General features: G+C 65.2%; 29 protein-coding genes and 1 tRNA gene. 13 read left to right on the forward strand and 17 right to left on the reverse strand.

The genetic code is table 11. The features are described 5' to 3' along the window. The first annotated feature begins 34 nt into the window (after positions 1-34). The 3 genes from IPG63_07390 (at position 35) to IPG63_07400 (ending at position 6351) form a co-directional block, all read left to right on the forward strand. The gene (locus IPG63_07390; protein ID MBK6727071.1) at positions 35-553 is read left to right on the forward strand and encodes an RHS repeat protein; all 519 of its coding nucleotides are present in this window, start codon (positions 35-37) and stop codon (positions 551-553) included. 140 nt (positions 554-693) lie between these two features. Next, complete coding sequence (locus IPG63_07395) at positions 694-3444, forward strand: diguanylate cyclase (GenBank protein ID MBK6727072.1); 2751 nt, start codon at positions 694-696, stop codon at positions 3442-3444. 204 nt (positions 3445-3648) lie between these two features. Continuing rightward, complete coding sequence (locus tag IPG63_07400; GenBank protein MBK6727073.1) at positions 3649-6351, forward strand: EAL domain-containing protein; 2703 nt, start codon at positions 3649-3651, stop codon at positions 6349-6351. 14 nt (positions 6352-6365) lie between these two features. Here IPG63_07400 and hemL read toward each other — a convergent pair whose 3' ends face one another. Then, entirely contained in the window at positions 6366-7652 is a 1287-nt protein-coding gene (gene hemL / locus IPG63_07405) for a glutamate-1-semialdehyde 2,1-aminomutase (GenBank protein MBK6727074.1), read from the reverse strand. Next, positions 7636-8262 carry a thiamine phosphate synthase gene (locus IPG63_07410; protein ID MBK6727075.1) on the reverse strand — a complete coding sequence of 209 codons (627 nt, stop codon included), beginning with the start codon at positions 8260-8262 and terminating at the stop codon, positions 7636-7638. Before IPG63_07410 ends, hemL begins: the two co-directional genes overlap by 17 nt. A 62-nt stretch (positions 8263-8324) precedes the next feature. On the opposite strand from IPG63_07410, the gene IPG63_07415 reads away from it, so the two are divergent. Next, positions 8325-8516 (forward strand): rubredoxin, encoded by a 192-nt coding sequence (locus IPG63_07415; protein MBK6727076.1) that lies wholly within the window; start codon positions 8325-8327, stop codon positions 8514-8516. Here the strand turns inward: IPG63_07415 and IPG63_07420 are convergent. From IPG63_07420 to IPG63_07445, 6 genes are all read right to left on the reverse strand, one after another. After that, on the reverse strand, positions 8509-9366 hold the full coding sequence (locus IPG63_07420) for a tetratricopeptide repeat protein (protein ID MBK6727077.1): 858 nt from the start codon (positions 9364-9366) through the stop codon (positions 8509-8511). The genes IPG63_07415 and IPG63_07420 overlap by 8 nt on opposite strands. Before the next feature lie 41 nt (positions 9367-9407). Continuing rightward, complete coding sequence (locus IPG63_07425; GenBank protein ID MBK6727078.1) at positions 9408-9854, reverse strand: DUF192 domain-containing protein; 447 nt, start codon at positions 9852-9854, stop codon at positions 9408-9410. Continuing rightward, positions 9851-10207: a PilZ domain-containing protein gene (locus IPG63_07430; protein MBK6727079.1), complete on the reverse strand. Its 357-nt coding sequence runs from the start codon at positions 10205-10207 to the stop codon at positions 9851-9853. Before IPG63_07430 ends, IPG63_07425 begins: the two co-directional genes overlap by 4 nt. A gap of 43 nt (positions 10208-10250) precedes the next feature. Beyond that, the gene (locus tag IPG63_07435; protein ID MBK6727080.1) at positions 10251-10985 is read right to left on the reverse strand and encodes a phosphatase PAP2 family protein; all 735 of its coding nucleotides are present in this window, start codon (positions 10983-10985) and stop codon (positions 10251-10253) included. Further along, positions 10982-11905, reverse strand: coding sequence for an acyl dehydratase (locus IPG63_07440; GenBank protein MBK6727081.1), 924 nt, complete (start codon positions 11903-11905; stop codon positions 10982-10984). Before IPG63_07440 ends, IPG63_07435 begins: the two co-directional genes overlap by 4 nt. Before the next feature lie 311 nt (positions 11906-12216). Further along, positions 12217-13389 carry an ISNCY family transposase gene (locus tag IPG63_07445; protein ID MBK6727082.1) on the reverse strand — a complete coding sequence of 391 codons (1173 nt, stop codon included), beginning with the start codon at positions 13387-13389 and terminating at the stop codon, positions 12217-12219. 165 nt (positions 13390-13554) lie between these two features. On the opposite strand from IPG63_07445, the gene rplM reads away from it, so the two are divergent. From rplM to IPG63_07470, 5 genes are all read left to right on the forward strand, one after another. Beyond that, positions 13555-13986, forward strand: a complete 432-nt coding sequence (gene rplM, locus IPG63_07450; protein MBK6727083.1) for a 50S ribosomal protein L13 — start codon at positions 13555-13557, stop codon at positions 13984-13986. Positions 13987-13999: 13 nt separating this feature from the next. After that, a complete protein-coding gene (rpsI, locus tag IPG63_07455) occupies positions 14000-14392 on the forward strand; it encodes a 30S ribosomal protein S9 (GenBank protein ID MBK6727084.1) in 393 nt (130 codons plus the stop codon). 9 nt (positions 14393-14401) lie between these two features. Continuing rightward, positions 14402-14475 (forward strand) — tRNA-Gln (locus IPG63_07460). A 291-nt stretch (positions 14476-14766) separates the two neighbouring features. After that, a complete protein-coding gene (locus tag IPG63_07465; GenBank protein MBK6727085.1) occupies positions 14767-15003 on the forward strand; it encodes a helix-turn-helix domain-containing protein in 237 nt (78 codons plus the stop codon). Between the two features lie 140 nt (positions 15004-15143). Further along, the gene (locus tag IPG63_07470; protein ID MBK6727086.1) at positions 15144-15329 is read left to right on the forward strand and encodes a hypothetical protein; all 186 of its coding nucleotides are present in this window, start codon (positions 15144-15146) and stop codon (positions 15327-15329) included. Between the two features lie 56 nt (positions 15330-15385). Here the strand turns inward: IPG63_07470 and IPG63_07475 are convergent, their stop codons facing one another. After that, complete coding sequence (locus tag IPG63_07475) at positions 15386-15541, reverse strand: hypothetical protein (protein MBK6727087.1); 156 nt, start codon at positions 15539-15541, stop codon at positions 15386-15388. 557 nt (positions 15542-16098) lie between these two features. Between IPG63_07475 and IPG63_07480 the strand changes: the two genes are divergently transcribed. Continuing rightward, positions 16099-16290: a hypothetical protein gene (locus tag IPG63_07480; protein MBK6727088.1), complete on the forward strand. Its 192-nt coding sequence runs from the start codon at positions 16099-16101 to the stop codon at positions 16288-16290. A 197-nt stretch (positions 16291-16487) separates the two neighbouring features. Here IPG63_07480 and IPG63_07485 read toward each other — a convergent pair whose 3' ends face one another. Genes IPG63_07485 through IPG63_07495 form a run of 3 tightly spaced genes read right to left on the reverse strand, consistent with a single transcriptional unit; the run spans position 16488 to position 17752 of the window. After that, positions 16488-16781: a hypothetical protein gene (locus IPG63_07485; protein ID MBK6727089.1), complete on the reverse strand. Its 294-nt coding sequence runs from the start codon at positions 16779-16781 to the stop codon at positions 16488-16490. Next, on the reverse strand, positions 16778-17209 hold the full coding sequence (locus IPG63_07490; GenBank protein ID MBK6727090.1) for a hypothetical protein: 432 nt from the start codon (positions 17207-17209) through the stop codon (positions 16778-16780). The genes IPG63_07485 and IPG63_07490 overlap by 4 nt, the downstream gene beginning before the upstream one ends. A 9-nt stretch (positions 17210-17218) precedes the next feature. Continuing rightward, on the reverse strand, positions 17219-17752 hold the full coding sequence (locus IPG63_07495) for a hypothetical protein (GenBank protein ID MBK6727091.1): 534 nt from the start codon (positions 17750-17752) through the stop codon (positions 17219-17221). Between the two features lie 298 nt (positions 17753-18050). On the opposite strand from IPG63_07495, the gene IPG63_07500 reads away from it, so the two are divergent. The 3 genes from IPG63_07500 (at position 18051) to IPG63_07510 (ending at position 19841) form a co-directional block, all read left to right on the forward strand. Then, positions 18051-18902, forward strand: coding sequence for a hypothetical protein (locus tag IPG63_07500; GenBank protein ID MBK6727092.1), 852 nt, complete (start codon positions 18051-18053; stop codon positions 18900-18902). Next, a complete protein-coding gene (locus IPG63_07505; protein ID MBK6727093.1) occupies positions 18785-19165 on the forward strand; it encodes an ATP-binding protein in 381 nt (126 codons plus the stop codon). The genes IPG63_07500 and IPG63_07505 overlap by 118 nt, the downstream gene beginning before the upstream one ends. Before the next feature lie 409 nt (positions 19166-19574). Next, the gene (locus tag IPG63_07510) at positions 19575-19841 is read left to right on the forward strand and encodes a hypothetical protein (protein ID MBK6727094.1); all 267 of its coding nucleotides are present in this window, start codon (positions 19575-19577) and stop codon (positions 19839-19841) included. Positions 19842-20017: 176 nt separating this feature from the next. Here the strand turns inward: IPG63_07510 and IPG63_07515 are convergent, their stop codons facing one another. From IPG63_07515 to IPG63_07535, 5 genes are all read right to left on the reverse strand, one after another. Next, positions 20018-20425 carry a hypothetical protein gene (locus tag IPG63_07515; GenBank protein ID MBK6727095.1) on the reverse strand — a complete coding sequence of 136 codons (408 nt, stop codon included), beginning with the start codon at positions 20423-20425 and terminating at the stop codon, positions 20018-20020. A gap of 239 nt (positions 20426-20664) precedes the next feature. Further along, entirely contained in the window at positions 20665-22146 is a 1482-nt protein-coding gene (locus IPG63_07520; GenBank protein MBK6727096.1) for a DUF2779 domain-containing protein, read from the reverse strand. Positions 22147-22181: 35 nt separating this feature from the next. Continuing rightward, entirely contained in the window at positions 22182-23222 is a 1041-nt protein-coding gene (locus tag IPG63_07525; protein ID MBK6727097.1) for a WYL domain-containing protein, read from the reverse strand. Positions 23223-23255: 33 nt separating this feature from the next. After that, positions 23256-25091, reverse strand: a complete 1836-nt coding sequence (locus tag IPG63_07530) for a DUF262 domain-containing protein (GenBank protein MBK6727098.1) — start codon at positions 25089-25091, stop codon at positions 23256-23258. A gap of 86 nt (positions 25092-25177) precedes the next feature. Next, positions 25178-25384: a hypothetical protein gene (locus tag IPG63_07535; protein ID MBK6727099.1), complete on the reverse strand. Its 207-nt coding sequence runs from the start codon at positions 25382-25384 to the stop codon at positions 25178-25180. Positions 25385-25425: the final 41 nt, after the last annotated feature.

Genomic DNA, 25425 nt, shown 5'->3' on the forward strand with positions numbered 1-25425 from the left:
CGCCGAGCCGAAATTTTGAACTGACTGCCCTGCAATGACCCCAAGACGTGCCGAGGTCAATGCGCTCGGGCACCGCACGGCTGCGCATGCGCCGCTCGGTCGCACGCGCACGTTCACGGTCGGCATCCACGGCGAGTTGCTGAGCGATACCTCGCCGCTCGGCAAGGTGACGACGCATCGCTACGACAGCCGTGGCCAGCGCATCGGCACGACGCTGCCGAGTGACGCGAACGCGCAGCCGAAGGTGACGACGCATCGCTACGACCGCTGCTCGGGCGCTATGCTCGCCGTACCCAGACATTCCGCTCGCGAGGAGTTCCGCATGTCCGCACGTTGGGTCAAGTTGCCGAACGGCAACATTGTTGATGCCAATTGCGTCGTCTATGTCAGCAAGCCCGATTCGTATCCGGGCATGGACGGTGACGGCAACGACCGCATCGACTATGCGGTGACCTTCGGGACCGCGCTCACGCGCGACACCTGGATGACCGCGGTCGGCAGCAAGGACGAGATTTCGGCGCTGATCCGCCAGTTGCTCGGCGCCGCGACCTGAGCGCGCTGCGCTGCGACGCAGCGGATCGCGCGACCGCGCAGCACAAAGATTGACCCGGGACGGGAGCGTCGATGCGAACGCGGCATTGGCCGCGGCCCGGCCCGGTGGCACCATCGGCCAGGTTTCGCGGGAGGCACCGGATGTCCGGGGCATCACAGCACAGCAGGGGTGACGGGACCTGGTCGGTGATCGATATGGGCGCCTTGCGCGGGCGCCGCGCACAACTGTTTGCGCTGCTGATGTCGCTGCTTTGGCTGGCGTTCGTGCTGGTGCCGGTGCTTGACGGAAGGCCGCCCTCCGAGCTGGTGTTCGCGTGCTTGCGCGCCCCGCTGCTTGCACTTGCCGCGCTGCTCTGCGTCCACCACGGATTGGCGCACCTGCGCCCCGGACGCGTGCGGCGCTCGTGGGTGCTGATCGGCGCGGCGATCGGCTCGGTGTTCCTGGGCGAGGCCTATCGCGCGTGGCAAAGCCATCAGGGCGTCGCCAATGCGGTGTTCGGCCCGCCCGATGTTTTCTACCTTGCCTACTTCCCGCTGCTGCTGGTCGGTCTGCTGCAGCTCCCGCGTGTGTTCAGCGGCTACAGCGATCTGGCCAAGTTCGTGCTTGATTGTGCGACGGTCGCAGTCGGTGGCGGCATGTTCGTCTGGCACTTCGCGATCCGCCCGGCGTTGGTCGCCAACGCCGGCAGCGACCCGCAGCTGGCCTGGGTCGCGATTGCATATCCCGTGGGCGACCTGCTGACCTTGCTCGGCATCGCCACGGTGCTGCTGCGGTTGCCGGTCGGGCCGACGCGCCTGGCCTACGTGCTGCTCGCAGCGGCGCTTGCGGCGAGCCTGGCCGGTGACCTCGCCTGGGTGCTGACGAAACTCCTGAGCGGCGAGCCGCACCAGGTGCTGGCCGAGGCGCTGTGGTTCCTGCAGGCTCTGATCTTCGTGTTCATGGTCTCCAGCGCGCGGCGTCATGCCAGTGCTTTCAACGAGCGCCGTGATGATCGCGTCGGTCGCTTCGCGGTGCTGCCGTATCTGGCGCTGGTTGCCGGCTACGCACTGATCGCCGGCGTGGTCACTGCGGATCCGGGCGATCACGCCGATGCCCTGCCCAGCTTGCTGCGCTGGGGCGCCTTGCTGATCGCCTGCGTACTGGTGCGTCAGGCGCTGGCCAGCCGCGAGATGGCGGTGCTGGTGAGTGAGCGCACACGCCTGTCGAGCGAAAGTCGTCTGGCCAAGCTGATCGAGAATGCGGCCGACGGTATTTTCGTGCTCGATCGCGAGTTGCGGGTGCGCTATGCCAGCCCCTCGGCCTTGCGCCTGCTCGCGACCGACGATGAACGCCTGCGCGGGCAACCGATCAGCGCCTTTCTGCCGGCCGATGACGCCGAGTCGCTGCGCACGCTGATGGCGTCGCTCGACCACGATACCGGGCGTCGTTCCGGCAAGCTTGTGCTGCGCTTTGCCGGCGAAGCCGGCGCCCCGGTCTGGGCCGAGACCACGGTAACCGATCAGCGCCACGATCCCGCATTGGGCGGCGTGGTGCTGAACGTGCGCGATGTGAGTGCGCACCATCGCCTCGAAGAACAGATGCAGCACGAGGCGCTGCATGATGCACTGACGCAGTTGCCGAACCGAGAGTTGTTCCTCGACCGTGTCTCCCGTGCCGCCGCCAATGCCCGACGCAGCGGTCAGCAGGTTGCGGTAGCAGTGCTCGATCTCGACCAGTTCCGGCTGATCAACGACAGTTTGGGCCACGCCACCGGCGATCAGGTCATCGTGCTGGTGGCCGAGCGGCTGCGCGGCAGTCTGCGCGGCGGCGACACGCTGGCGCGGCTCGGTGCCGACGAGTTCGCGCTGATGCTCGACGACAGCGGTGACCCGGCGGCGCTCGGGGCGCGCCTGGACCGGGTGCTGGCGAGCTTCGCCGGGCCGTTCCGCATCGGTCACCACAGCCTGCGTCTCAGCGCCGGCATCGGCGTCGCCGTGGCGCGCGAAGGCGCCAGCGCCGAGGACCTGCTGCGCGATGCCGACACCGCAGTGAGCACCGCCAAGCAGGCCGGTCCGAATCGTTACCACGTCTTCGAGGCTGCGCTGCATGCGCGCGTGGTCGAGCGACTGGCAATGCAGGCTGCGGTTCCCGAGGCGCTCGATCACGACCGCTTCCTGGTGCAGTTGCAGCCGGTGGTGGGCTTGGCCGATGGCTATCCGATTGCGTTGCGGCCGCGCCTGCGTTGGCGCGTTCCGGCGGGTGCGCCGTTCGCGATCGAGCGGGTGCGCGATGTGGTCGGCGACATCGACGTCGCCTTCCGGCTCAGCGAATGGGTGCTGGCGACCGCGCAACGCGAATACACCAGCCTGCTGCGCTACCAGCCCGCCGCGGGGGCGCTGTCCTTGCTGATTCCGCTTGACCATCGCCACATCCAGCACGCGCAGCTGGTGCCGCGGGTGTCGGAACTGCTCGACCAAGTCGGCATGCCGGCGGTGAACCTGATGGTCGCGGTCAGCGAGGATGCACTCGGTGGCGATCACGAGCTGGCGTTGCGCCCGCTGCGCCAGTTGCGTGGGCTTGGCGTGCGTCTGGCGCTGGCGCGCTTCGGCAGCCGTGCCTCGTCGCTGGCAGCGCTGCATGAACCCCTGTTCGACGCCATCATCCTGTCGCGCAGTCTGTCGCAGGCGCTGCACGTCGGCGGACGCGGCCACGCGCTGGTGCGCGGCGTCATCGCCATGGCCGAGGCGCTCGGTGCGCGTGCCATCGCCACCGGCGTCGACAGCGAGCCTATCCGCGATGCCCTGATCGAACTGGGTTGTCTGTATGGCATCGGTTCGGCGCTGGCGCAGCCGATGCCCCTGGAACACCTGCTGCCGTGGCTCGGCGGTCGCCTGTCCGAGAGCGGACGTTGAGCGTCGGCCCGGACGGGGCATGCATATCCAACGGCCGGATCCATGAGCGACAATCCTGAGGCTGCACCCGCGCAGTCCGTGCCAGGCAAGTGGAGAAGGAGTCGATGCCGGACCAAGTGACGCATCATGACGACTGCCCCTGCGGGCGCGCACGGTTCGAACTGGGCGCGCCGGCGCAGACGGTACGCAGCGAGGGCGAGGGCGATGACTGAGTCGAAGCACGTGCAAGGAGGCGCCGGCCTTGGGCGGTTCGCCCAGGGCGCCATGGCGCTGCCGCCCTTGTGGCTGTTGCTGATGTTCGCGCTCGACCTGCCCGAGCCGGTGCGTTTGGCCATTGGCAACTGGACGACGGTGTTGCCAGCGGCCCTTGCCGGTGCATTCGCCGGCAGGTTGGCGCTGCTGCCCCATCTGGATCGACGCCTGCGGTTCGGCTGGGCGCTGATCGGGTTCGCGTTGCTCGCGGATGCGTTCGGCTTCCTGGCATTCGGCTGGTACGAGGCGGTGCTTGGGCTCGACCCCACCTACAACTGGGTCAACCTGCCGTTCTACGTCTACTTCATCACGATGTTCTTCGGCCTGCTGCTGCTGACGCCGCCTTCGCAGACGCGCGGTGAGCGGCCGCTGTACGCGCTCGACGTGCTGGCGGTCGGCCTCTCCGGCGCGATGTTGCTGACCGAGTTCGTGGTGCACCCGATCCTCGACGACCACGGCACGTCGCGCAGCCTGTTGCAGATCCTGACGCTGGCCGCCTACCCGCTGCTCGGCGCGCTGACCCTATTCGGCGTCGCCAGCTTGATGATGCGCCTGCCCGAGGGTGTCGAGCGCAGGCCCTACATGTTGCTCATCGCTGCGGTCGCGCTGTACCTGTGCGCCGACTCCGCGTGGTCGATCCTGGCCCTGCTCGATGACTACGACACCGGCACGATCAGCGATCTCGGCTGGTTGCTCGGCGCCTGCATGTTTCTTGCCGCGACCGAGATGGCATGGCGCGAAAAGCGCGCCACCGGCTTTGTGCATAGCAGCTATCGCACGCAGGAGTACGCGCGTTTGATGCCCTACCTGGCGATGGCGGTGGGCATGTGCGTGCTGCTCGCCGGAATTCTGCGCGAGGCGCGTGACCTGGTGCCGCTGGCGCTGTTTGGCAGCGTGCTGGCTCTGACCGTGTTCTGGCGCCAGTGGCTGGCTGCGCGCAGCCACCACGATCGCGCACTGGCCGACACCCGTGCCAGCGCCGAGCGCCGGTTGGCGGCCCTGGTCGAGCGTTCCGCCGAGGTGATCTTCGTGCTCGGCACGGACTTGCGCATCCGCTACGCCAGTCCCGGTGCCAGCCGTCAGTTCGGAGCCGGGGCGACCGCCGCCGGCGCCTTGCTGCTCGACGCGGTGCATGCTGCCGACCAGTTCCGTGCGCGCGCCACCATCGACGATGTCCTGCATGCACCGGGTGCGGTCGCGGTGGTCGAGTGGCGACTGGCGCGTGCGCCCGAGGCCTGGGTCGCCTGTGAAAACACCATTTCCAACCAGCTGCATGATCCGGCGGTGCAGGGCATCGTGGTCAACGCGCGCGACATCGGCGAGCGTCAGGCGTTGGAAGAACGCCTGCGCCGCCAGGCGCTGCATGACCCGCTGACCGCGGTCGCCAACCGCGCGCTGTTCATCGACCGCCTGCTGCAGGCGCTGGTGCGACGCCAGCGCCAAGGCGGAAGCGTCGCGGTGCTGTTCGTCGATCTCGACCACTTCAAGCTGGTCAACGATTCGCTCGGGCATCTCGCTGGCGACCACCTGTTGCGGGTTGCGGCGCAGCGGTTGAGCGAGAGCGTGCGCGCGGTCGATACCGTCGCGCGTCTGGCCGGCGACGAGTTCGCGGTGTTGCTGGAAGACGCCGGAGCGCAGAACGAGGTGATCGGTGTCGCCGGGCGCGTGTTGCACGCGCTGGCCACACCGTTCGTGGTCGATGCGCGCACCGCCCTGGTTGGCGCCAGTATCGGCGTTGCCTTCGCGCAACCGGAGGACAGTGCTGAAGACGTGATGCGCAACGCCGATCTCGCGGTCTACAACGCCAAGAGCGGCGGCCGTGGACGCGTCGCCGTGTATGCGCCGGAAATGCAGCAGGCGGTCGGCACGCGCCTGCGCCTGCATCAGGCGCTGCGCAAGGCGCTGGCGCAAGACGATCTCAGGCTGCACTTCCAGCCGATCCTGTCGTTGGCGGATGGCGCCCTGATCGGAGTCGAAGCGCTGTTGCGCTGGTCGGCCGCGGGCGAGGCAGCGTTGCCGCCGGGCGAGATCGTCGCTGCCGCCGAAGAGGCAGGGCTGATCGACGCTCTCGGTCGTCTGGTGCTGGTGCATGCGCTGCGCGATGCCGTGGTATTGCGCCAGGATCTCGGCGTGCCGCAGCTGCTGTTGACCGTCAACGTCTCGGTGCTGCAGCTCGAAGACGCCGACTTCGTGCGCGATCTCGCGGCCATGCTCATCGCCAACGGCTGGCCGGCAGCGCAGCTGGTGCTGGAGTTCGACGAGCGCATCGGAAATCGCCGCAGCGAGCAGTTGCTGCCGGTGCTGACGCAGCTGAAGAATCTCGGCGTGCGCCTGTCGATCGACAACTTCGGTATCGGCGAGGCGGCATTGAGCATGATCGAGCGGCTGCCGTTCGACGTGCTCAAGCTGTCGCGGCACTTCGTCGCGCGCCTCGGAGAACCCGAGGAGCGCGCGTCGCGCGCGCTTGCTGAAGCGCTGGTGGGGCTCGGTCGCGCCATGGATCTGACCACCATCGGTCACGGTGTCGAGAACGCGCGCCAGTCGGATGAACTGGCGGTGATCGGCTGCCGCCATGCCCAGGGCTTCCATCTGGCGCGACCGATGCCGGCCGAAGAACTAGGCGCCTGGTGGCGCGCCCATTCGAAGCGCGACTGAACCGCGCGCCAGCCTCAGCCGAGCGTGGCGAAGCTCGCGCGCGCCGCGTCGAGCGTGGCCTCGATCACCGCATCGTCATGTGCCATCGACACGAACCCGGCCTCGAATGCCGAGGGCGCGAAGTACACGCCACGCTCCAGCATGGCGTGGAAGAAGCGATTGAAGCGAGTACTGTCGCTGGCCATCGCCTGGGTGTAGCTCTCGACCGGATTCGAGGTGAAGAACAGCCCGAACATGCCGCAGACGCGATTGCAGCGGAACGCGACGCCAGCCGCTGCGGCGGCGGCTTCGAGGCCGTCGCATAGCCGCTCTGTCTTGGCTTCCAGGCGCGCGTAGAAACCGGGCTCGGCGAGCAGGTCGAGGGTCGCGAGTCCTGCGGCCATCGCCACCGGGTTCCCGGACAGGGTGCCGGCCTGATAGACCGGGCCGCTCGGCGCGATCAGCTGCATGATCTCGCGGCGGCCACCGTAGGCGCCGACCGGCATGCCGCCGCCGATGATCTTGCCGAAGGTCGTGAGGTCCGGGCGGATGCCGTACAGCTCCTGCGCGCCGCCTGCCGCGACGCGGAAGCCGGTCATCACTTCGTCGAAGATCAGCAGGGCGCCGTGCTTCGTGCACAGCTCGCGCAAGTGTTCGAGGAAGCCGGGGCGCGGCAGGATCAGGTTGGCATTGCCGATGATCGGTTCGACGATGATGCAGGCGATGTCGGCGCCTTTTTGCTCGAACAGCTGGGTCGCGGCGTCGAAGTCGTTGAACGGCAGGGTCAGGGTCAGGTCGGCGAGCGCGGCCGGAACGCCGGGCGAGTTCGGCAGGCCAAGGGTGAGTGCGCCCGATCCGGCCTTGACCAGGAAGCTGTCGCCATGGCCGTGGTAGCAACCCTCGAACTTCACCATGCGCGAGCGCTGCGTGTAACCGCGGGCGAGGCGCACTGCGGCCATGGTCGCCTCGGTGCCCGAGTTGACCATGCGCACCATTTCGAGGCCGGGCACGCGCTCGACGAGGCGTTCGGCCATGGTCACTTCGAGCGGATTCGGAACACCGAACGAAAGCCCGTTGACGGCGGTGCGCAGGACCGCATCGAGCACACGCGGATGCGCATGGCCGAGGATCATCGGCCCCCAGGAGCCGACGTAGTCGATGTAGCGCTTGCCGTCGGCGTCGAACAGGTGGGGGCCTTCGGCGCGCACCGCGAAGAACGGCTCGCCGCCGACCGACTTGAACGCGCGCACCGGCGAGTTCACGCCGCCGGGCATCAGATTGCGGGCAGCGGCAAACAGCTCGGCATTACGGCTCATGGGCACTCCGGGTGGAAAATAGTTGGATGAGTTCGCGCGCCGCACCTTCGCGGTCGTCGGCCTCCCAGATCGCGCCGAGCACGGCGACGGCGTCGGCTCCGGCAGCGATCAGCGGGCGCGCATTGTGCGCGTCGATGCCGCCGATCGCCACCCGTGGCAGCAGAAGTTTCGCGGCCGCGCCGAGCAACGCCGGGTCGGCGCGGCGCGCGCCGGGCTTGGTGGTGGAGGCGAAGAACGCGCCGAAGGCAAGGTAGTCGGCGCCGGCGCGGGCTGCGGCTTCGGCGCGGGCCAGATCGTTGTAGCAGGACGCGCCGATGATCGCGTCGGCGCCGAGCGCGGTGCGGGCCGCCGCCAGGTCACCGTCGTGCTCGCCGAGATGCACGCCGTCGGCGTCGACCGCAGCGGCCAGCGCCACGTCGTCGTTGATGATCAGCAACGCGTTGTGCGCACGCGTCAGTGCACGCAGTGCCTCGGCCTGCTCGCGCCGCAGCCCGCGGTCGCCGCTCTTGTCGCGGTACTGCACGATGCGCACGCCGCCACGCAGCGCCGCCGCGACGCCGGCACACAGCGCCGCGCTGTCGCCGCCTGCGCGTGTCAACAGATAGACTCCGTGGATGCTTTGTCGAGTTTCGCTGCTGCCTGCCACAATACGCGCCCTGCCGTTTCCGGGTCCGAGTGATGAGTGTTGACGCCGACACGCCGTTTCGAATCTACCTTTGCGTGGTCTGCGGTTTCGTCTACGACGAAGCCCGCGGCTTGCCCGAAGAAGGCATTTCCCCCGGCACGCGCTGGGAGGCCATTCCGGAAGACTGGGTCTGTCCGGACTGCGGCGTCGGCAAGGCCGACTTCGAACTGACCGACATCAGTTGAGGCGGCCGCTGCTGCTGCCGAGTTCGACCATGATCTGGCGGATGCGCTCGTGGTCTTCACCCTGCGGCACCAGCGCCAGGTACTGACGCAAGTCTTCGCGCGCGGCGCGCACGTGGCCGACGCGCGCATATAGCAGGCCGCGCTCGCGCACTTCGTCGGGGTCGCGCTGGTCGAGCCAGACGATGCGGTCGGCGCAGCGCAGCGCGCGCTCGAATTGCTCGAGATCAACATAGGTCTGGCGCAGGTTGCGCAGCATGCGCGTCAGGATCACGCGCGTCGGCGCCGGCTCAAGCATGCGCCCGAGCTGCTCGTCGTCAACCTGACGGCCGGAAAGATGCGGCTTGGCGCGCACGCGCAGCTCGCCGGCGTCGAGCGAACGCCCCTTGTTGAACGGATCGAGCACCAGCAGGCCACTGTCCACCGGCAGCCGGATCAGGAAATGGCCGGGGAAAGACACTCCCTGCAGCGGCAGGCCGACGCGGCGGGCGAGGTCGAGTTCGAGCACGGCGAGTGCGATCGGGTTGCCGGTGCGGCGCTCGATCACCTGGTTGAGATAGCTGTTGCGCGGGTCGTAGTAGTCCTGTTCGTTGCCGGTGTAGCCCTGTTCCTCGAACAGGAAGCCGTGCAGCGCGCGCAAGGCGTCCAGGGCGTCGACGCTGGACCCGATGCGTTCGCGCACCGCCTCCGACTGGGTACGCACCAGGTCTTCGTAGCCGGCCGGGTCGATCTCCGGGTATTCGTCGCGGGCGATCTGCAACGCTGCCCACAGCAACGGGATGTCCTCGTCGCGGGCTTCGCGCAGGTACCGCCAGCTGGCAGCGGCATCGAGTTGGGTGAGGGGCGTGTTCATGCCGACTTGATAGGGCCGCGCCGGGCGCAGGTCAAGCAAAACTAGTGGTCGCCGTTCAGCTCTGCCGGCAGCGTCAGCGGGTCGCCCGCGACCAGGCCCAGCGCGGCCCCGACGCCAGCGTTCAGTTCCAGCACGTAGCGGGCATTGCCCTCGCTCGGGTAGGTCGGACAGCGGTCGCCGCCGTGCTTGCAGGTCGGTACCCGATAGTGCGCGCTGACGAAGCGCAGGTCGCTGTCGAAGAACAGAATGTCGAGCGGGATCAGCGTGTTCTGCATCCAGAACGACTGTGGCTCCTCCGCGTCGAACAGAAACAGCATGCCGCGGTCAGCCGCCATCGACTCGCGATACATCAGGCCGCGCGCGCGTTCGGCATCGTCATCCGCGATCTCGACCGCGAAACGCCGGCCCTTGAGTTCGACCTCGGGCGTACGCGCGAGCGGGCAGCCCGCGAGCAGAAGCAGCGCCGCAAGCGTGAGCGCGCGCTTCATTCCGGTGGCTGCATCTGCTGGCGCGCGGTCAGGTGCGCGAAGCGCTCGATCAGTGCGGTGAGCAGTGCGAAGTCGCGGGGCGACATGTCCATGAACTCGACGCTGAAGGCGCGCTGGTCGAGGCGGATCAACTGCACTTCGGCGCGGAACGGCTCGGCCCCCGGAATCAGCAGCGTGAGTGCGAAGCGACTGCCATCCGGCGGCGAGAACTGGTCCGGCCGCTCCATGCGCAAGCCGTTGATCGACAAGTCCACGAGCGTGGCGCGCACGGACTTGCCCTGGATCTCGACCTCGCCCTCGCCGCTGGTGGCGAAGCGGGTTTCCTGACGTCGGTCGTCATAGAGTTCAGCCATGGCGGCACCTGTTGCTGCGAAAACCGGATGCTATCAGCGGCGCTCAAGCGGCGGCAGCGGCGCGGCGCTCGCGCCAGGCCAACGCCGCCTTGGTCAAGCCGAGAAACCCGGCCGCCCCGACGAGGCCGACGAAGCCGCCGCCGACGACTTGGTCACTGAGCCAGTGACCGCCGCCATACAGTCGCGGCAGCGCCAGCAGGGGCAGCGCCAACAAGGCTACGGCGCCGCGGCGCCAACCGCAAACGTGGCCGATGACCAGCGCGACCAACAGAAACACCCCGGCATGGTCGCCCGGAAAGCTGTTCTCGGCGTGGTCCTTGAGCATCGGCACCCAGGCCACCGCTGGCTCGGATTCGAGCCGAATCGCGTCGGGCAGGACCAGGGTTGGGCTGAGGCGGCCGTCATCGAGCAGCGGCTTGATCACCTTCTGCACCCAGAGCACGGTGAACACCGCCAGGGCGCAGCCGAGGCCGGCGCGCGCGCGCCAGTGGCGGCGACCGTCCGCGGCCATCCAGTGCGCGTAGAGGCCGAGCAGCAGTGCCGCCGGCACCGCGTCGAACAGGCGCGAGTTGGTGATCGCCCAGAACGCCTGCCATGCGCCGGGCTGCGCCAGGCTGCCGTTCAAGGCCCGGAATGCGGCGGCATCGGCTCCCAGCCAGGCAGCGCGCGTGGCGTCAACGGCGAGGAAGCTCGCCAGCATCAGGCCGGCGAGCGCCAGATAGGCCAGGAGGCCAAGCCAAGGGGCCTGGATGCGGATCGGTGGGGGCAGGTCGGTCATGGCGCATGGTCGCCGCCGGCGTCGCCTTCGGCAAGCGTCGCGGGTGCGCTCGCCGCAGCTTGCCACTGGCCGATCATGGCCGCGCGCGGGTCGCCATGCGCGAGCAGCGCGAAGGTCGTGGTGTCGTCCCTGGTCTCCGCCAGCAACGTGACCGCGTCGCCGTAGCAGACCGGGCCGCGCAGCCAGCTGCGCAGCCGCTGTTGCGGCGCCTGCGAGCCGTCGATGCGGGCCAGGCACTGGCCGAGCACGCGCTGTGGATGCAGGAAGGCGCCGCGAAACCCGAACCAGCGGGCGTAGCGGTCGAATCCGTGGATGCCGTTGAAGTCCCCACTCAGGCGGCAGAAGGCGTAGCGCTCGCCGGTCGGGGCCTGCCAGCGGGCGAGCTGACGCTCGGGGACCGCCGGTGGCTGCGCGTCCCCGTCCGCTGTGCCCGCGTCGCCGAAGCGGCCGCGGAAATAGAAGGTCGTACAGCCTTCCCAGTAGCGGGTCGATCCGGCCTCGACCGAGGTGTGCAAGTCGACTTCCGCGCCCTTGGCGAGCACGCGGGTCGCGCCGACCCGAGTCCGGAGATCAAACGACTCATCCTCGCCCCAGGGCCGCAGCAAACGAAGGTCGTTGCGGACTTGCAACGCGTTCCAGATCGGCAGTGGGAAGCGTGGCGCGGTCAGAATCGCCATCAGCAACGGAAACGCCAGCACCTGCGGCGCCAATAGCTGCAGGGTCGGCCCCGGTCCGAGTCCGGTCAGCGCCTGCAGTTCGCCGATGTCGGCGGCGGCGAAGCGCGCGCCGCGCCAGTGCGCCGACAGCGGCGGGAATTCGGCCCCCGCGCGCAAGCCGGGAGAGGGCCAGAGCGCGCGCAGCAGGTAGGCGGCAACGGCAGGACGCCTGCAGAACTCCAGTCGGGCAGCGGGTGCCATCATTCCAGGACCTGCGGGGGGGCATCTCGCGCCGCAGCGCTCCAGCGCGCCCGCGGCGGGGCAGGGAAAGCAAGGCAGTCGGGGCATCGTGGATCTCTCTGGGTGGGGACGGGTGACCCGGCGTCGGCCACGCGCAGCCTGCCTTCGTCGGGGCGGGGCGACGACTACCGGAAGTCACCGGCGCTACCCGCCGACTGTCGCGGGTTTTTAGACTTGTCCGGTTCCGTAGCACATGAATTGTCCGCTTTTTTGCCTGCGCGCGGGAATCGGCGGAGGGCGTAGCCCGTAGCCGGTTTCCGCGCGCAGCGCGCGAATCACGCTGCCACTTCGATCTGTTCGGCTGGCTGGCCGTCGGCGTTGTAGGTGGCGAGGCGACGCGGGCCGTGGAACAAGGCGAGCTGGCCATTCGCGTGGCGGTGTACGCTGACTCGCGCGCGGACGTAGTGGCAGCGGTTCCTGTCCTGTGGGATCTGCAAACTCCGCCCCTCGAACTGGACGCAGTTGTCAGCGCCGACGATGCGCTCGTGCTGTTCGCACAGAATGTCGTCGAGATTGGTGCCGATCCACGGCACAAATGCCGAGCCCTCGGCCATCGCGGGCTGGGCGAATTCGACATTGAAGGCCGGCATGTAGACGTCGCGCAGATAGCGATTGGCTGCGGTCATGTCGGTGATCCCCGCCAGGGCAAGTTCGTTCGGAAGGCGCCCTTGATGCGTTCCGAAAGCGCGCTCGGAACGGCCGCGGGCCTCGGGTGAGTAGGCTGCGATCATCTCGATGCCCAGCTGTTTCAGGGCCCGACCGAACTGGGTGGGACGGGCCTTGTCGACTTTCCCGCCGGTCTGCGGCGTATACCAATAGTGGCTGCCGCGATCGCTGTAGAACGAACTGAACAGCCCCTGGGCCAGGATCGTGTCGCGCACCCCTTGCAGGCTGCTCAATGTGCCTTCCTCGTCGACGAAGAACATCGAATAGTGCGTGTTGGTGGCATCGTCCATGGTCACGATCAAGTCCCATTTTCGACCAACACACCATTCATGCGTGCTGCCGTCCTGATGGATCATCATCCCCGGTAGCGCCGAACGCTCCCGTCGCTTGCGATGCACGCCGCGCTTCGCCGCCTTCGCGACCAGCTTCGCGCCCTGTAGCCGCAGCTTGACCCAGGTGTAACTGCGCGCGCCGCCCTGGCGCTGGTACCAGCTGTGGAAATGCTTCACGTTCCAGCCGCTGTGTTGCCGGGCATACAACTCCGTCAACGCGATCACTTCGTCCACCGGCGCCAGCCGGTTGGACGCACGGTCAAGCCGTCGATCCATCAGCCCGTCCAGCCCTTCCGCTTCGTATCGCGGCAAATACCGCCGGAAACTGCGATCGCACATGCCGAGAATCCGGGCCGCATCCGACTGCGTCAGCCGACCCGCCTGCCATCCCTCGTAAGCCTCTTCAAACCTCATCTTCCGAACCTCCTGTAGCACCTCCAGTCGTCTCATCTCGCGCTCCCTTCAGGGCACGATGACAACCGGACAGATTGCGTGCTACAGAACCGGACAGATCACTAACCCCCAACACGGCGCTACCCGCCGACTTGCCATTCGTGCCGGCGGCGGCTATAGTCGCCGGCCTTTTTGGACCCCGACCCTCTTCGGAGCACGCAGATGAAAACCGTCAGCGCAAACGCGCAGACCGTGAAGCGCGACTGGTACATCGTCGACGCCACGGACAAGACGCTCGGCCGTCTCGCCAGCGAGCTCGCGCATCGCCTGCGCGGCAAGCACAAGCCTGTCTTTACCCCGCATTGCGACACCGGCGATTATCTCGTCGTGGTCAACGCGGAAAAGGTTGCCGTCACCGGCAACAAGCTGCAGGACAAGCAGTATCACCGCTTTACTGGCTACATCGGTAACCTGAAGACGATGTCGCTGCGCGACCTGCTGGCCACGCACCCGGAGCGCGCGATCGAAATCGCCGTCAAGGGCATGCTGCCGAAGAATCCGCTGGGCCGCGCGATGGCGCGCAAGCTCAAGGTCTACAAGGGTGCCGAGCACCCGCACACCGCTCAGCAGCCGCAAGCGCTGAACATCGGCTGACAGGAACTCCATCATGGCGATTTCGCAGAATTACGGTACCGGTCGTCGCAAGTCTTCCGCCGCGCGCGTGTTCCTGCGCCCGGGCAAGGGCTCGATCACGGTCAATGAAAAGCCGCTGGACGAGTTCTTCGGTCGCGAAACGGCGCGCATGATCGTGCGTCAGCCGCTCGAAACCCTGAAGATGACCGACAAGTTCGACGTGCTGGTCACCGTCGCCGGTGGCGGCGTCACCGGCCAGGCCGGCGCCATCCGCCTCGGCATCGCCCGCGCGCTCGTCGAATACGACGAGTCGCTCAAGCCGACGTTGCGCAAGGCCGGCTTCATGACCCGCGACGCCCGCGAAGTAGAACGCAAGAAGGTCGGCCTGCACAAAGCCCGCCGCGCCACCCAGTTCTCGAAGCGCTAATCGCGCTATTGGGAGATCGTCCAATGGTAGGACTGCAGACTCTGACTCTGCCTATCTAGGTTCGAATCCTAGTCTCCCAGCCATTCAAATCAGGGGCTTGCAGCGATGCAGGCCCTTTGTTTTTATGGCGGTTCCTCACTGGTTCCTCAGTTCTCCGATGCGGCTCCCAGACATCGTCGCGCAAGCGATCCGTTGGTGCAACCGTCTCGATCATCCAAGACCAGATCGACACGTCGACGGCCGCCAGGTCGCGCAAGATCGAGTGGATCGGCACTCTCGCGGGAAGCGACTTTCCGCAAACGCGACATCGACCTCGTCGCAAAGGGCGCACGTCATCGGGGGTTTGCGCCAAACCAACGGGCGGCGCCTTCGGCATGCTTTCGCCAGCCCCGCCAATTCCGGTCGAGGAAGCGAAGATCATGGACCATGTATCGAAGAAGGAAGCAGCCAAGATTCTCGGCCTCGGGCTCTCGACGCTCGACCGCTGGCATGCGAACGGCTATGGCCCGCATCGCTACCTGTATGGCGGGCGGGTGAAATATGAGCGGGCCGAACTCCTTCGGTTTCTGGAGCAAGTGTCCAGGAAGACCCAGGACCGGTTGGCAGCCTGAAGAGAAGGGAATAGGACCAGTTCCGCTGCGGCCCACCTTCAGTTGGCTCGCGTCATGTCAGAGCCTCACGGCGCTGCACCCGTCAGCGCCGGAGGTGAAGGACGACGATCGCCTGGCTGAGCGCGAGCTTCGTTCGCAGCATGGGCCAGACCAGTGCGCGCGAGCAGATGCTGGCGCAGCACACGCAGGAGCTCGCGCAGCTCGATGCCGCGGTGCGCACGCACATGGGCACGGCCAAGGCCGGATGGACGCTCGGTGCGCGCAACACGATCACAAACGCAGCACGGTCATACCAGTGGGCCGCTGAACGCGTTGACGCGGTCTGACATTGCATGCGAAGTCAGACGTAGCCACAAAGCTAGGTCTGACATTGCATGCAATGTCACGGGAACACATCGGCGATCCAGCATTCATCGGAGTACCACCCTTCATGAAATTCCGACTCGGCTTCGATTGCTCGCAGCAGCCAATCCAGTTCTGCAGCGTGGGCTACGACTTCGTCGTCGGCAGCACGCTGGAATTTCCTCTTCTTGGCCATTGAATGTTCCTGACGATGGGGCGGGCGATCACGGCCCGCGGGAAAGGCGTCGTTCTTCGGGGGAAATCGATCTTGGACCATCGCCGAGGGAAGTCGTGGGATCGAGGCCGTTGCGGCATGTCCGTCATTTGCAGCGACGCTCCCGAGGATGCGTGAATCTCCTCTGGCCAGACGTGTGGTGGATCAGAATCGATCGATCAATGAAGTCAGCGATCATGCGACCTCCAGTCAAGATCAAGAGGACATCCAGTGACGTCAGTGCCACTGGACCCGCACATGGGCAAGCCGGCCGCCAGATTGAAGGAACGCCCCTTCTCCACAGGTCGCCGCAGCTCCACTTTGACGCGTCCCTGCATGTCGTCAACTTTCACTCGTGGGGAACGCCGCGCCGCCGCTGCATCGAGTCAGCCCGCGAAGGGTGAGTGCCCGTTGTTCGACGGAGCCAAAGCGCCGCACAGCGAGCCGGGGAGGCCGACCCGGCCGCAGATGGGGGGGGTTGGGGTGGCCGCCGTGGTTGGAATTTGCGCGTTGGGACATCGTGGGGTAGCGTGATTCGCATGAACACGAACCCCGGCAGCACGCACGGCCCTGTACTGCAGGTGATTGATGGCGCGGCGACCGAGCTTGATGCGGACCTCGACGCAATGGTGCGCGAGATCTGCCTTCGCCCCTTCGACGACAAGACCTGGGCCTTTGCGGACCAGGTCCTTGATCGTCAGGCGCCACGGGGACGCCTGAAGGCCGTCTAGGCGAACGCTTCTTTGGTGGCGGGCTGGTTCAACGCATCGCAACTTGAAAGCTCATGATGCCCTCCGAGGCGAGCTGTGGAAGGCCCCCGCTCGGGTTCACTCTTTCGCGCCACACAGTCGCTTCGCCACCGAAGCTGTCGCTACCGCGTCACCGCTGGCGCGGAAGTGCAGATCCTGATGACCTGGTTCCCGTGCGCTCAGGGGTCCGAGTGACTGAAGCCGAAGGGATTGCCCGCCACGTCGACTCCGCAAAGTCCGTCGCCGATCATCGGCAGGCCGGAGGCCGGATTGATCCAGCTGCAGCCGGGGTCGCTTGCATCATGCGACGGGCCATCGTCGAAGCCGGAGCCGTGATCTCCAAAGATGCCGGAGTCGAAGGCGTTGATGTCCGAGGACGTGGACGCGAGGGGATAGTCGTCGAGCTCGTGATCCAGCAGGTGCCCGAGGACTGCATCGTGCTCCATGTCATCGTCGAAGGCATCATCGCTCATGGAGTCGATCGGGTCGTTGCTACGCCACGCCGAGTCGAAGCCATCTTCGTCACTTTCTGCCTCATCGTCATCGGGCCGTACCGGTCATCGACGTGCTCACCGAAATCACCGGACGCCGCGCCGCTGCCGCTGAAGCCTCTGGCCAGATGGGCAACGTAGGCCTTGGCGTAGGCGCGCGCGTAGACCTCCGATGCGCCTTCGCTACGCAGGCGCGCGTAGATGATCTCGGCCTCGGGTGACAGCGTGTCCGTGTCGTTGGTCGCGGGCGATGACGCCCCTGAGGATGCCGGCCCGGAAGGTGCGGGCGGGTTGTGGCGACGTTTCGGTGCGGAGTCCGATTCCGAGCGGGGTGCCGCTTGCCCGATATCGCTGAGATGGACGAGCAGGGCGAGAATGACCGCCAGGAGGACGCAGGCAAGAAAGGTCATGGTGCCACCTCAGAACGAGGCCGCATCGCGGCGTCGCGCGGATTCCCGCTCGGCGCGCTGCTGCGCATCCAACTGCTTCTGGAATGCCGGCGTCGTGTACAGCACCGACATCTCGAAGGACAGATGCGGTGCATCGACCACGATTTGCACCGTGCCGCTGCGAAGACGCGCCGACCGGTTGCCGACGAACGGGCGCTGTTCGTCGAGCAGCGTGTACTTCGATCGCAGCGCCTTCAGCACCTCCTCGTAGCGATCCTTCGACAGGACCACGACCGTAGCCACCAGTCGTCCCTCGGTATCGAAGACGAAGACGGCCTCCTTCATGCCGCCGATGGCCCGGTCCGGGCCGAACAGGAGCAGCTCGCCACCGGTGACGGCGCTGGTGCCTTGCTGCCTCGGGTGACCGGCGCGCTCGGTCATGGCCGTGCGCACTTCGGCCGAGGTGGCCTTGCCGACTTCAAAGCCGAGCGCGCGCGCCGGCTCCGCAGACAGCACCGGAATCGAGGCGACGAGCATCAGGACAAGCGAGAACAGATTTCGCATGGGACAAGCTCCACAAGCGGCACATCGCCGCAAGACCACCATGCACCCGAGTCTGCGAAAGTGAAAACACGGCAGTCGTGCGTGTTCGGTCTCCGGCGAATGCACCGCGCAAGTCCTTGCGGTGATGGGAGCAGCGTGCCTGTTGTCCACCATGGACGTGGGGATTCGATGGTCAGCGCCAGCAGTGCGTGGCCGCGATCAGGCGGCGCTTCACAGGGTTAGGACGCGAGTCGAGCGCGGAAGTCGCATGCTCTGAGATCCTCCTGGCGCAGGCTGTCGCACCCGACGGAGATCAGGCATGCATGTCATCTACAGCGATGCGATGGTGGCGCCGGCGCAGGGGTCGTCGCCGAGCGCGGCGAAGCCCCGGCCGGTGGTCGACGCGTGGATCGATCTGGATGCGGACATCCGAATCGTGCCGCCGGTGCCGGTGACGATCGACGATTTCTGTCGCGCGCACGAACGCCAGTTCGTGGAAGGTGTGTTTGCGCAGCGCATCCCGAACGGCTTCGGCACGCGCTCGTCGGATGTGAACCGATCTCTGCCCTACACGACCGGAGCGATGCTGACGGCGGCGCGCGTGGCCATGACGCAGAAGACCGCGGTTGCCGCGCCGGTGTCGGGCTTCCACCACGCGCGCTGGAGCGAGTCGGCGGCGTACTGCACCTTCAATGGACTCATCGTGACTGCACTGGCACTGCGTGCTGAACACCCTGGCTTGCGCGTCGGGATCCTCGACTACGACTACCACTATGGCGATGGCACCGACGACATTGTCGACCGCCTCGGCCTGCACTGGATCTCCCACTACAGCGCCGGTCGGACCTTCATGGCGGAATACCAGGCGACCGCCTTCCTCAATGCCATTCCCGATCATGTCGCGCGCATGGCGAACTGCGGCATCGTGCTCTACCAGGCAGGCGCCGATCCCCACATCGACGATCCACTTGGCGGCTTCCTCACCACCGCCGAACTCTCCGAGCGCGATCGCCGCGTCTTCCAGGGACTCCATGACCGCGGCATCCCCGTGGCCTGGAACCTCGCCGGCGGCTACCAGCAGCCGCTGAGCAAGGTTGTCGCGATCCATCGGAACACCTATCGGGCAGCTTCGGCAAACTGCTCGCACAACTCGCGCGCATCGACGTGCTGATCCTCGACGACTGGGGCATGACGCCGCTTGATCAGGCAGCGCGCCACGACCTGCTCGAAGTCATCGACGATCGCGCCACCAGCAAGTCGACCATCATCACCAGCCAGCTACCGATCGATCACTGGCACGCATGGCTGAACGACCCGACCGTCGCCGACGCCATCCTCGACCGACTCGTGCACCGCTCACACCGCATCGCGCTCAAGGGCGAATCGATGCGCAAAAAACAGCACGAGAAACCCAAAAACGACGACCCATCGTGACCGACCCGGTTACCATCTGACCAACCGCACAACACTCAGCACCACCCGGTCACGATCGACCGAAATGACCGGTCACGATCACCGAAATGCGCATCTGCGGACGGAAATGTGTTCGCGGACCTGGGATTTGCGCCGGAAGAAGCGGCTGCTCTGAAAGCCGAGTCTGCGCGTGTCATTGCCGAGAAGCGTGCGCTGCCGAAGTTGCCCGATCCATCGTCGCGCGCAGATCCCATCCGCTGATGCGCGACTGAACGTCGCGCCGGAAGAAGGGTCGCATGCGCAATGACGATCAGGGTCGGCCAGATCTGCTTATCGATTCGTGGAGCGAGCTGTCCGCGCTACGCCGCGCATCCGCTGGTGCTGCCCGCCGACTTTGCGAGTTGTGAATAGCTCAGGTAGCGTGTCTCGCATGACTGCAAGCAATCCCCCGAGTGGATCGATCCCGGCATTGCGGGTGATCGACAACGATGACGAGATCGATCTGGAGTCGCTCGAAGTGCTCAAGGCGTTCTGCCTCGATCCGCTGAGCGATGCGACCGGCCAGCTGATCGACGCGCACGCGGCGCGTCGCGCGCGACGTGGCTGCCTCACCGCGATCTCGGGCGCTCTGTCAGCGACCGCCTCAATGGCGCCATCCCGGGATCGGCATAAAGGCGCCACTTCAAGATCGCCGTAATGGCGCCAGGCCAGGATCCCCGAGGCTCTCGATGAAAAGAAAGACCCGATCTCGAATCTGCAGGACGGCCTCTGGCCACTGCGAGAGGCCGGTTCTGGCGGATCTGGGACAAGAGAAGCGAAACGCGCTTTCGTTCCGCAGCAAAATCCTTGATCGCGAGGGCCTCGCAGAGGTCGTCAGCTTTCAGCGTGAGAAGGACAGCGTGTCACGCGGCCTGCAGGTTGAAAGTTTGTGCGCCGCTGGCCCACCGATAAGAGTGACCCCGGCGCACCGCACGCGTCGCAGATGCGGAGAGACAGATCGCATGCCAGATCGATCATCGCCCGCTGGCGCTCTGTACTGGACTTGCGCGTGTAGAAGCGAAGACCGCCGATCTTCTCCTTGATCTGCGTCGCGATGACCTGCGGCGCACCGTCCAAATCGGTCTCGCGCTGGAGTCGTGCGCAGAGCGTGTCGATCAGGTGAAACCAACCGTTGCCGGTTTCGATGCCTCGGTCCATTGCCGATTCCGTTTCGGGCGACGAGCGCTCCTGAAAGATCAGTGGGTAGCGTTCGAACAGTTCCTGCTGCCGATCCGCATCCATCAGGCGTGCACCTTTGTGGCGACAGACGGGTTCGAATTCCCGACTCGCCGGTCGTGGCCGCCGGAATCCAGTCCACGTATGGAGCGATTGCGGCTGGAGTGGATGGGGGCAGAAAGTATTCGAGCTGTTGGCATGGCGGTCCTCGTAACCTCGAGGGAGGCGTATGGCGGGTTGCGCCTCTCCTATTTGCGGCGCCACGGTCGTCGCATGAGCTGCGATTGGTCGCAGAGCGGCATGCTTCACGTTTCATGAGCGGCGCCGTTCCAATGCGCAAGCCGAACCATCGCCCAGGTGTCGCGCTCGCAGTACGTCAGCAGTGCCTGCCGCAACGCCTCGCGCTCGACATCCGAGACGCTCGACGAGATCGCGCGCAGATAGGCCTCCTGCGCCGCACCGCCGTCGCCCACGTCGAGATTCGAATAATCGAGATCGGGCGCGATCGTCGGAAGGACGGCCTTGATCGACCATGAGCCCATCATGGCCGGGTGGTAGTAGTGCTCGCGGTAGATGGGCAACAGGTCGACCATGCGGTCGATGATGTTGTTCAGTGCACTGGCATGTCGCGGAAACATCTCGGCCAACTCGCGAATGCGAGTCGCTTCGAACGACTGGTTCCAGACCAGGACGGCGCCTTTCTTGCCTGCCGCCTGCAGCAGCGCCTTGACGAAGGATGGCAGCGGCGACTGGCCGCTCAGATCGAGAAAGGCATGATGGGTGAACTCGCCCCGCGCTCGTTCGACGTGGCACGAGAACTGAAACGGCACCTGCTGGAACGGCCTCGTCCCGATCCACCGAGGCACCACGAAGCCGATCGTCTCGAAGTCGAGGTAGTGCCTCGGATAGGGGATCTTGGCCAGTGTTCTGAACAGTTTCGGGGCAATGTCGGGAACACCCTTCGCGGTCGCCGCGGCGACGCGTCGGTGGTTGTCATTGCGAAGCTCGGTCAGGGGCACATCACGGACATCCATCCAGCCCCGCGCACGCAACTGCTCAAGCAGCGCCTTCCCTGCCCTCGGCAGGATGCTGATCGGGAATTCCGGACCCGGTGGCTCCTGTGCGCGACAGTGATCGAGGAAGGGACACTCATACGGACTGCCGCAATGATCGCCAGTCAGGATGGCCGGTAGCGGGCCGGCCGCAACGGTCTTCAGCGACTCGACGATGCCCGGGATCTCGGGGACGAGAGCATTCACCTCCGCCGTGACCTCCTCGACCTTGAGTAGCCCGCGGTAGTCGTTCTCCCGTTGATAGACGAACTCGCTGTCGACATGCGCATGCAGGACGCGAACGACCGGGCGGCCCGATTCGCGCGCGACCCAAGTCTGGATGGCGCAGTCCCACAGGTGTTCGTCCTTGACCGAGGTGGTCGACTTCACCTCGATCAAGGTATCGCCGTCCGCATCCCTTCGGAACGCATCGACCCTGACGCGAACATCGTCATGGGAGAACCCCGGCTCGAACAGCATCCCGACTTCGGATCGCGGCCTGGACAAGTGCTCGGCGGTCTCGGACAGCGCTTCCTTCACATGCAGATGATCCGCCGCGACCAGCATTCCGCCGCCGAGTAGTTCGCGCGCCAGTTCACCGAAGCGCGTGCCCTCGTCCAGCCGGGCCTGCGCCGCGGGCGACCAGTTCGATTGGTCGGACTCATGGAGCTCCAGCCACAACCGCTTGTGACATTGGCGCCCGGACTGGATGCGCGACTTCGACAATCGAATCATGTTGGGCTGCCGTGGAGCCGAAGGCGGCGTGGACGTCACGGGCGCTTCCTCTTGCGACTCGACGCGATCGGCGTGGCATAGGCTTCGGCTGCGTCGGCCAGCCGCCCCGCGATCTCCTTGCGCAGGGACGCGGGTTTCAGGATCTCGATGTCATCCGCCTGCGACAGGATCCACCAATGCAGCTGCCAGGTGTGTCGGACGGTGGCCGTGACCTTGAATTCATCGCCGATCGCCTGGAGCGTCATGTCGCGCGACAGGGGTGTCTCGGCAAGGTGGCGGGCCAGCGAGGACGAGACTATCGCGACCAGCTGGATAGGCGTGCCGTCGCCGAACTCCATGGCACCCGAGTCGACGTAGGCGTCGAGATCGAATCCGCGCGGACGTTTGGCGGGAACGCCCAGTCGCTCCACCGACTTCATCCGGTGCAGTGCCAGCAGGCGCGGATCGGTGTAGTCGAAGGCCGTGGCGACCAGATAGGTGCTCTGTCCGCGCAGGACGATGCCGAGCGGGTGCAGCCGCAAGGGCTTGTGTGTCTCGTCGTCGGCGCTGCAATAGGCGACCTCGATCTGTTCGCCCTCGAGTAGCGCTTCCTGCACCGACTCCAGAACGCCTTCCGGAATCGTTGGTGGCAGCAGGTGCAATGCGGGTGCCACGACCTTGATCTTCTGGAGCCAGCGCGAGCTCCGATTGGACGGACCCAGGGCGGCGAGCTTGTCGACGGCTTGCCGGAAACGGCTCGTCAGCACGCGGATCATGGTCGCGGGCAAGGCGGGCTTCAGGTACTGCTCGATCAGTGCCAGCGACAACGCCTCGCCGACGTCCATCCCGGGCATGTCGACTCGTGCGTGGTCGGCCCATCGCCAGCCATAGGGCTTGGATCGCTCGTCCACGACGATCGGAAACAGGGTGGTCAACTTGCGCAGGTCGCGTTCAACGGTGCGCTTGTCGACCGCATAACCCAAGTCGATCAAGGACTGGGTGAGTCGTCCGGCCGATGCACCCGTCCCGCGCGACGGGAGCAGTTTCAGCATCTCCCACTGGCGCGCGACGACGTCCTGCTTGTTGTTGTCAGCCATCGCTCACCTACAGCGTGATCCCGAGCAAGCTCACTAGTCGCGAGCATTCAGTTCATTGCTTTCGCCGCCGCCCAGTCTCTTGAGGATGCCGGACAAGTGCCGGGATCGTTTTTCAACGAAGGTTCGGAACGACGCAAATTCAAGTGGCGCGTCAGCAGGGATCAGCAGTCCGTCAAGGCTGAGCCCCTCTTGTTCCTGAAGCCAATCAGCAAAGGGTCGATCTTGCTTCGATTTGTTTCTGGACTCCTCTAAGAGGTGGAGGTTGACGATGCTGTTCCAGTTCTCGTGGTTCTGGAAGTACTCAAGCGCCTCTGGCTTTCCTTTCAGAAATTCACACCGAGACAGCCTGTCCTGATTGAAAGATGCCGCTGGATGAATGTGGTCTTTCTGCAGCGCTCGCGTGTAGTCAAGATCCGGCATCAGCAGGGCCAGGATCGAGAAGCAGGACGCATCATCTTTCTGGGTTTTGAGCAACCGACGGATGAAGTCATCATCAAAAAGCAGATCCTTGCTGTGCCCCCGGTAGTCTTCGATGATCTTCGTCAGCGGGAATGAATCTGCCGCCATGTTGGCTTTGATGATCTTGCGCAAGTTTGTCAGCAGAGCATCACCTTGGCCGCCGAAAACGCCCTTGAGCAGCGACATGTGCAACCACTGCCGGATCAGTTTCCGATCTTGTATGTGAAATGCCTGCTTGTTGATGCTTGAGAACACTCCCTTCTTGCCAGCGGAGGCGTCGCGCCCCCTGTGATATAGGTAGTAGGCAATGGGAATGGCTGCATTCTTTGCACGTAGAGATGCGTCGTTGAGGCCGAACGACCGGATCAATCGAAAGGTCTCCAAGATGGACGCGCCGATCTCGTCCCACTCGCTCTCGATTCGGGCAACCTGCTCACCGGCGAAATTCTCAACCTTGAAACGAATGTCGGCATCCGTCAAAGCCAGCGCTGCCTTCAGAATCCAGTCGCGATCAATGGAGAACTCCATGTCTGAGCCAAACCTGATCTTGTCCACCAGATCGTCGATCTGTTGACGCGCGTCATTCTTCCAATTCGCGATAGCAATCGACATCAGCAAATCTGAGAAAGACAGTGGCGTGCCTCCGTGGTTGGTGCGGATGAAAATGTCCAGGACGTGGTCGATTTTCTGACTGGTCTCGTTGTAGTAGTGAATCAGGGTGTCGCGCCGAACGGCGAAATAGAGCCGCGTCAGTGTTTTTCTGGCATACGCGTTTGACGACATGCCAACCTTTTCGAGATAGGCCATAACTACGTCCAGCACCTGATCGGCCGTCTCCGCCTCGTCGAAATCCAGCACATCACCGACAAGAAACCAGCATTTCCAATCGGTCGCTTTCTCACGCTCTTGTTCTGTCAGGAAAGAGAACTCATACGACATCATCTCCTCGTTTCGCTCTTCGTCCAGAGGCTCAGTGATATTTAGATACAACCGTCTGGGTGGCAGGATGGAATCATCTTGAGTCTTGGGCCACCACTTGCGTGGCAACCTGTACGCGTAGGTCCCTTTCAGGCCGATGTACAGCGAGGTCAGTCGCTGCTGGCCATCGATGACGGCCCGGAAGTTCCCGTGCCCCTTGGTATCGAAGTCAGGATTGTTCTCGCCGAAACGTTCGCAGTATTTTTCAAGGAACTGGTAGAAGCGGAAGTTGCTCTTGACCTCCGCGTCAGTTACCTCCCAGAACATGAAGGTGTTGATGGGGTAGCCGCGCATGATCGAATCGAACAACACTTCGATCTGGGATGTGCTCCATGTGAACTTTCGCTGTATCGCGGGCAAGAGATAACGACGCGAGACAATATTGTTGATGGCCTTTCCGATGGAAATGGCTTTTTCGTATTCCCCTGACATTGAAGGTCCTTGTCTTGGTTAGATTTTGGCGAACTCATCGTCAATACAGCAGAAGCACGTGAAGCCGCCTGAGACCTCCGCGCCGGTCAAGCTTCAACCGTCAACTCTACCGGACCGAGTGGGAACTGGGCGCTCCCTACCCTCAAGATTGCTTCGGGTTCCATTGCGCTGCCGACATGGATTTCCAGAACGTATCCGCTGGGCTCGCTGTCCGCGTCGACTTCAGCCAGAGTGCATCGTCTGACGTTGCTCAGCAATTCGTCCACTTGTTGTCTGGATAACTCAATCTTCATGTCTTGCTCCTCGAATTATGGCCATGCCGGTCGTTCTCGCA

The organism is Lysobacterales bacterium (genome assembly GCA_016703225.1).
Lineage (GTDB): Bacteria > Pseudomonadota > Gammaproteobacteria > Xanthomonadales > Ahniellaceae > JADKHK01.

Excerpts from the sequence above, each read along its gene's own strand:
- IPG63_07390 (MBK6727071.1), top strand. The coding sequence starts at position 35 with ATGACCCCAAGACGTGCCGAGGTCAATGCGCTCGGGCACCGCACGGCT.
- IPG63_07395 (MBK6727072.1), top strand. The coding sequence starts at position 694 with ATGTCCGGGGCATCACAGCACAGCAGGGGTGACGGGACCTGGTCGGTG.
- IPG63_07400 (MBK6727073.1), top strand. The coding sequence starts at position 3,649 with ATGACTGAGTCGAAGCACGTGCAAGGAGGCGCCGGCCTTGGGCGGTTC.
- IPG63_07415 (MBK6727076.1), top strand. The coding sequence starts at position 8,325 with ATGAGTGTTGACGCCGACACGCCGTTTCGAATCTACCTTTGCGTGGTC.
- IPG63_07420 (MBK6727077.1), bottom strand. The coding sequence starts at position 9,366 with ATGAACACGCCCCTCACCCAACTCGATGCCGCTGCCAGCTGGCGGTAC.
- IPG63_07425 (MBK6727078.1), bottom strand. The coding sequence starts at position 9,854 with ATGAAGCGCGCGCTCACGCTTGCGGCGCTGCTTCTGCTCGCGGGCTGC.
- IPG63_07430 (MBK6727079.1), bottom strand. The coding sequence starts at position 10,207 with ATGGCTGAACTCTATGACGACCGACGTCAGGAAACCCGCTTCGCCACC.
- IPG63_07435 (MBK6727080.1), bottom strand. The coding sequence starts at position 10,985 with ATGACCGACCTGCCCCCACCGATCCGCATCCAGGCCCCTTGGCTTGGC.
- IPG63_07440 (MBK6727081.1), bottom strand. The coding sequence starts at position 11,905 with ATGATGGCACCCGCTGCCCGACTGGAGTTCTGCAGGCGTCCTGCCGTT.
- IPG63_07445 (MBK6727082.1), bottom strand. The coding sequence starts at position 13,389 with ATGAGACGACTGGAGGTGCTACAGGAGGTTCGGAAGATGAGGTTTGAA.
- rplM (MBK6727083.1), top strand. The coding sequence starts at position 13,555 with ATGAAAACCGTCAGCGCAAACGCGCAGACCGTGAAGCGCGACTGGTAC.
- rpsI (MBK6727084.1), top strand. The coding sequence starts at position 14,000 with ATGGCGATTTCGCAGAATTACGGTACCGGTCGTCGCAAGTCTTCCGCC.
- IPG63_07465 (MBK6727085.1), top strand. The coding sequence starts at position 14,767 with ATGCTTTCGCCAGCCCCGCCAATTCCGGTCGAGGAAGCGAAGATCATG.
- IPG63_07470 (MBK6727086.1), top strand. The coding sequence starts at position 15,144 with ATGGGCCAGACCAGTGCGCGCGAGCAGATGCTGGCGCAGCACACGCAG.
- IPG63_07475 (MBK6727087.1), bottom strand. The coding sequence starts at position 15,541 with ATGGCCAAGAAGAGGAAATTCCAGCGTGCTGCCGACGACGAAGTCGTA.
- IPG63_07480 (MBK6727088.1), top strand. The coding sequence starts at position 16,099 with ATGAACACGAACCCCGGCAGCACGCACGGCCCTGTACTGCAGGTGATT.
- IPG63_07485 (MBK6727089.1), bottom strand. The coding sequence starts at position 16,781 with ATGAGCGATGATGCCTTCGACGATGACATGGAGCACGATGCAGTCCTC.
- IPG63_07490 (MBK6727090.1), bottom strand. The coding sequence starts at position 17,209 with ATGACCTTTCTTGCCTGCGTCCTCCTGGCGGTCATTCTCGCCCTGCTC.
- IPG63_07495 (MBK6727091.1), bottom strand. The coding sequence starts at position 17,752 with ATGCGAAATCTGTTCTCGCTTGTCCTGATGCTCGTCGCCTCGATTCCG.
- IPG63_07500 (MBK6727092.1), top strand. The coding sequence starts at position 18,051 with ATGCATGTCATCTACAGCGATGCGATGGTGGCGCCGGCGCAGGGGTCG.
- IPG63_07510 (MBK6727094.1), top strand. The coding sequence starts at position 19,575 with ATGACTGCAAGCAATCCCCCGAGTGGATCGATCCCGGCATTGCGGGTG.
- IPG63_07515 (MBK6727095.1), bottom strand. The coding sequence starts at position 20,425 with ATGGATGCGGATCGGCAGCAGGAACTGTTCGAACGCTACCCACTGATC.
- IPG63_07520 (MBK6727096.1), bottom strand. The coding sequence starts at position 22,146 with ATGATTCGATTGTCGAAGTCGCGCATCCAGTCCGGGCGCCAATGTCAC.
- IPG63_07525 (MBK6727097.1), bottom strand. The coding sequence starts at position 23,222 with ATGGCTGACAACAACAAGCAGGACGTCGTCGCGCGCCAGTGGGAGATG.
- IPG63_07530 (MBK6727098.1), bottom strand. The coding sequence starts at position 25,091 with ATGTCAGGGGAATACGAAAAAGCCATTTCCATCGGAAAGGCCATCAAC.
- IPG63_07535 (MBK6727099.1), bottom strand. The coding sequence starts at position 25,384 with ATGAAGATTGAGTTATCCAGACAACAAGTGGACGAATTGCTGAGCAAC.